Annotated in this window: 5 protein-coding genes; 2 read left to right on the plus strand and 3 right to left on the minus strand. The window is 44.1% G+C overall.

Annotated elements, in window-relative coordinates; all coding sequences use genetic code 11:
• Positions 1 to 134 precede the first annotated feature (134 nt).
• Positions 135 to 962, plus strand: coding sequence for a MipA/OmpV family protein (locus D9T21_RS09365; protein ID WP_123324178.1), 828 nt, complete (start codon positions 135 to 137; stop codon positions 960 to 962).
• A 126-nt stretch (positions 963 to 1,088) separates the two neighbouring features.
• Here the strand turns inward: D9T21_RS09365 and D9T21_RS09370 are convergent, their stop codons facing one another.
• Positions 1,089 to 1,556, minus strand: coding sequence for a DUF3592 domain-containing protein (locus D9T21_RS09370; RefSeq protein ID WP_123324714.1), 468 nt, complete (start codon positions 1,554 to 1,556; stop codon positions 1,089 to 1,091).
• A gap of 107 nt (positions 1,557 to 1,663) precedes the next feature.
• Here D9T21_RS09370 and ppnP point away from each other — a divergent pair, with 107 nt between their 5' ends.
• Positions 1,664 to 1,948, plus strand: coding sequence for a pyrimidine/purine nucleoside phosphorylase (gene ppnP, locus D9T21_RS09375; protein ID WP_105933827.1), 285 nt, complete (start codon positions 1,664 to 1,666; stop codon positions 1,946 to 1,948).
• Positions 1,949 to 2,000: 52 nt separating this feature from the next.
• Here ppnP and D9T21_RS09380 read toward each other — a convergent pair whose 3' ends face one another.
• Both D9T21_RS09380 and D9T21_RS09385 read right to left on the minus strand, forming a co-directional pair.
• Positions 2,001 to 2,558, minus strand: coding sequence for a hypothetical protein (locus tag D9T21_RS09380; RefSeq protein ID WP_164464630.1), 558 nt, complete (start codon positions 2,556 to 2,558; stop codon positions 2,001 to 2,003).
• A gap of 429 nt (positions 2,559 to 2,987) precedes the next feature.
• Positions 2,988 to 4,199, minus strand: coding sequence for an IS256 family transposase (locus tag D9T21_RS09385; protein ID WP_123323316.1), 1,212 nt, complete (start codon positions 4,197 to 4,199; stop codon positions 2,988 to 2,990).
• Positions 4,200 to 4,272: the final 73 nt, after the last annotated feature.

Raw genomic sequence — 4,272 nt, forward strand, 5'->3', positions numbered from 1 at the left:
CAAAAGCGGACATCAGTCCTTCTTGTGAAAACGCTGTATTAAAAGATAAAACAAAAGTAGTAATAAACCACTTTCTCCGCGAACTCGTATAATTGTTTACTTTTACAACCCATTTAGTAAACAGAAATAGACATATGAAAAAAATAATATATCTCATCGTGTTATTGCTCATACAAACTACCATTAATAACGCAGTAATGGCACAAGAAGATAACCCTGTTTTAGTTCCCCTCCCGTCTGTTGATGATTTCACCAAAGGTGAAGACGGCTGGGCATTCGGCATAGGGGTAGGTGTTGAATATGAATCTGCTTACGAAGGCTCTGATGAATTTGGGTTTGAGGCACAGCCTGCCGGTGCCGTGCAATGGCGCAGTGGTGATAATATTTATTACTTTGCAGGCGAAGCATTTGGCTGGCGAGGATTATTCAATGACAAGTGGCTATTAGGAGCCTTGATTGGATTTGAAGAAGGTCGAGAAGAAAGTGACTCTGACGATGGCAGATTAGGTGGCCTGGGTAATCAAGAAGAAGGATTTGAACTGGTTTTACAAGCTCGCCGCTCATTTACCCCTGATTGGCGTTATTGGTTAGTTAGTCGTCTAGTTGCAAGTGATGAAGGAAATCTAGCATTATTTGGTATTGGTCGTCGATTCGGAGAGCAAACTGACGGGACAGGTTCTGAAGTTAATCTTGTTGTTGTTTTACACGACAGCGATTACGCTAATAAAGGGTTTGGAATTGATGCTGTGCAATCAGCGTCATCCGGCTTAGAGGAAACAAATTTAAGTGGTGGGTTACGTTCGTTTGGTATTGATTATAACTACCGAAAAAACATTAACAGTGATTGGCAAATCTATGGCGAAGCACTATTTGAGTATTTTAGCAGTGAAGTCAGAGATAGCCCTGTTGCACGAAGTGATTACGAAGCTGAAGTGGGTGTTGGAGTTATTTATAAATTTTAGTTCCATCAGACAAGAGCGGTGATTTCGAGAGTAATTAAATTTATCGACTGATACGATAGAGGTATAAGCTCGTAGTGCTAGTAAGATGAACGTCCGCTCCTCGCTCATAGCAGACGAAAGCCCCTGTCACTTTTCATCTTTTATCGGCTTGTTCCGCCACAAGAACCAGCGCGGGAAACCAACTAAAAAGCACACAAAGGTTACGTACCCCAGTATGCTCACCATCGGGCTATACAGGGCATAACTTAACACCTGGGCTTGTGCAGGGTTACTCGGTGAATAAACAACTATCAGGTTATCGCCTTCTTCGATTAAACCCATACCAGCATAAATATGCGCATTTGCGTATATCTGATAGGTCTCTCCCGCTACCTGATACTGAACCGTAATCTCATGTAATTCAGACTCACGCGGTGAACCTGCTCCCCGGATTTGCTCTATATAAACCTGCTTATCCATCACAGTACCACTGGCAGAATTACCATTGATAAAACCGGTAAGCACACTGCCGCTTAACAGCAACATGATAAACAGGCAAAGCCAGCCGGTTGCCAGGGTATATTTGAGGTATTTTCTTTTTTGCGCTGTACTCAATATCGTAATCTCCCTGAGTGGTACCGGACTGATCTGACCGGAAATCCCACAATGCGATGGTGAAATACTGTATAGTGATCGCCGTTTTTTAGCTAACAGGAATCAATATGTCTTTAAGTGTAAACAGCTATTTCGACGATAACGTTAAATCTATCGCTTTTGAATCAGCCAACGGCCCGTGTACTTCAGGGGTAATGCTGCCTGGTGAATATGTATTCTCTACCAGTAAAGATGAATTGATGAAAGTTGTTGAAGGTGAGTTGGTTGTTAAACTGCCTGGCGCGGAAGAATTTTTATCATTTAAAACCGGTAGCGAATTTAATGTCGCAGCGAATCAGTCGTTCGACGTTAAAGTTAGCACCACTACAGCTTACCTGTGCTTCTATAGCTAAGGCTGAGTTTATTCAGCGAGCCATCAACATAATGGCTCGCTTATCTCATGTGTTAAGGCTGGTAATCCTCGCGACTTTCAAACCGACAGACAAGCCTTTCAACTTCCGATAACACGCCATACTCATCTCTCGCCAAAATAATTTCATCGCGGCAGACTTTCACGCTGTGAAAGACAAACATATAGTCTCTTAACCAGTTATCACGGCCCAAAAACCCGGATGGCCCATAGGCGTAGTTGCTATCCAAATCACTGCTATAAGCAAGGTAGTCGCCGGCGGCCAAGTTGAAATCGTCATCCACTTTAACGTTAATCCACCCCAAAGTTTCACCCTCTGGTGCGACAAAACGAAAATAAAAAGGCGCTTTCGCTTCATTAACCGCATCGAGAATATGAGCAATAAGAGATGGCGCAGAAGGAGAACGAGAGGTCAAATCCAACCCGGATACCCAAGTCTTGATGCCATGGGTGACGACCTGTGTGAAGAATGTAGCTGTCATACCCGTGTGGGCAATATAACGATTGAAATCCGCCCGACCACATTCACTGTAAACGCAAGATCGCGATGTGATATCAACGCTGACTTTGCCCGGCTCGACACCAGTAATCACCGACCTGACCTTCTCACCATCTTCCTAAGTAGCAGTCAGAGCAACACGGTACTCCATTCTTACTTTGGTTTTAAAAGTAGGGTCACTCAATTCGGGAATAGTAAATTGGTCAAACCTGACTTCCGTTTCCTCAACAGTACAACTGCTCCCAGAGTCAAGACAACGGTCAGGGTAAGCGCCATGAGTGTAATAAGAAAAACACAGAAGAAGCAAAGTCACACACTTTGCGTAGATTGAAGCCATAAACAGTCCTTTTGTTTATAGAGGCAATATTCATTGAAACGGATAAAGATAAAATGAGGGTATGCAAAGAGGCGTTAGTTTACTTGATATAGCCTAACGCCTCTTTAGATTGAAGATAACAGCTTTTTAATAAAAAACAATTGTTTAGATAGTTAGAGCCTGTAACAGATTCTGTGTAACTGCCATTTAGTTAATGTGTCTTTCGAGGCGTTCCTCGAACTCGATAATAAAACGACTCATAGCCTGACGCCAGTTTTGAATGGGCATTGTCCATTTTTTGCTGGCATCTTGAATCGCTAAGTAAACCATCTTTCTTGCTGCATCGTCACTGGGGAAGATTTTCCGCTTTTTGATAGCCTTTCTGATGACACTGTTGAGCGACTCAATGGCGTTGGTGGTGTAAATCGCTTTACGGATATCTTCAGGGTAACTGAACAACGTATTAAGGTTCTGCCAGTGGTTACGCCATGATTTAGAGATTTGTGGGTACTGGCCATCCCAGATTTCACTGAAGCGTTCCAGTTCGAGCAAGGCTTCGTCTTCAGTCGCTGAGCGGTAAACCCGCTTTAAATCCGTCGTGACGGCCTTGTAGTCTTTCCATGATACGTATTTGAGTGAGTTGCGCACCATGTGCACGATACATAGCTGGATGTGTGTCTGAGGGAAAACGGTGTTGATAGCATCAGGGAAGCCTTTCAGGCCATCCACACAGGCGATAAGAATATCTTCGACGCCACGCTGCTGAAGCTCAGTCAGCACACTCAACCAGAACTTAGCGCCTTCATTCTCAGCAATCCACATCCCCATCAGTTCTTTGTGACCTTCGGTGTTGATACCCAGAGCCAGGAAGATAGATTTATTGATGACCCGTTTATCCTGACGAATCTTCACTACGATGCAGTCCAGGTAAACAATCGGGTAGACGGCATCTAAAGGGCGAGATTGCCATTCAATCACCTGCTCAATAACGGCATTGGTGACACGAGAAACGAGCGTGGGCGATATCTCTGCGCCATACCATTCCTCAAAGGCATTGACGATGTCACGGGTGCTCATGCCCTGTGAATACAGCCAGAGGATTTTATCGTCCATGGAGGTGAAACGGGTTTGGTGCTTTTTGACAAGTTTGGGTTCAAAGGAGCCTTCACGGTCGCGAGGCGTATCGAGTTTAAACTCGCCGTCTTCGGTTTTGACCCGTTTACTGCTCTTGCCGTTACGGGTATTGGTAGACGTGGACTGTTGGTGTTTCTCGTAGCCAAGATGCTCATCCATCTCCGCGTTCAATGCCGCTTCAACAGTAATTTTCTTCAGCATCTGGCTAAACTCGTTCAAGTCCTCAGGTGTTTTAATCCCTTTGGCTGCTTCCCTTGCGAAAGCTTCAAGCTCTTTCTTATTCATGTTCATCTGCCTATCCTTAACTCTTAATAGAGTATGTTGAGATAGGCAGTTACACAAAATTAGTTACAGTCTC

The sequence above is a fragment of the Marisediminitalea oceani genome, assembly GCF_003731635.1.
In the GTDB taxonomy this organism is placed as follows: domain Bacteria; phylum Pseudomonadota; class Gammaproteobacteria; order Enterobacterales; family Alteromonadaceae; genus Alteromonas; species Alteromonas oceani.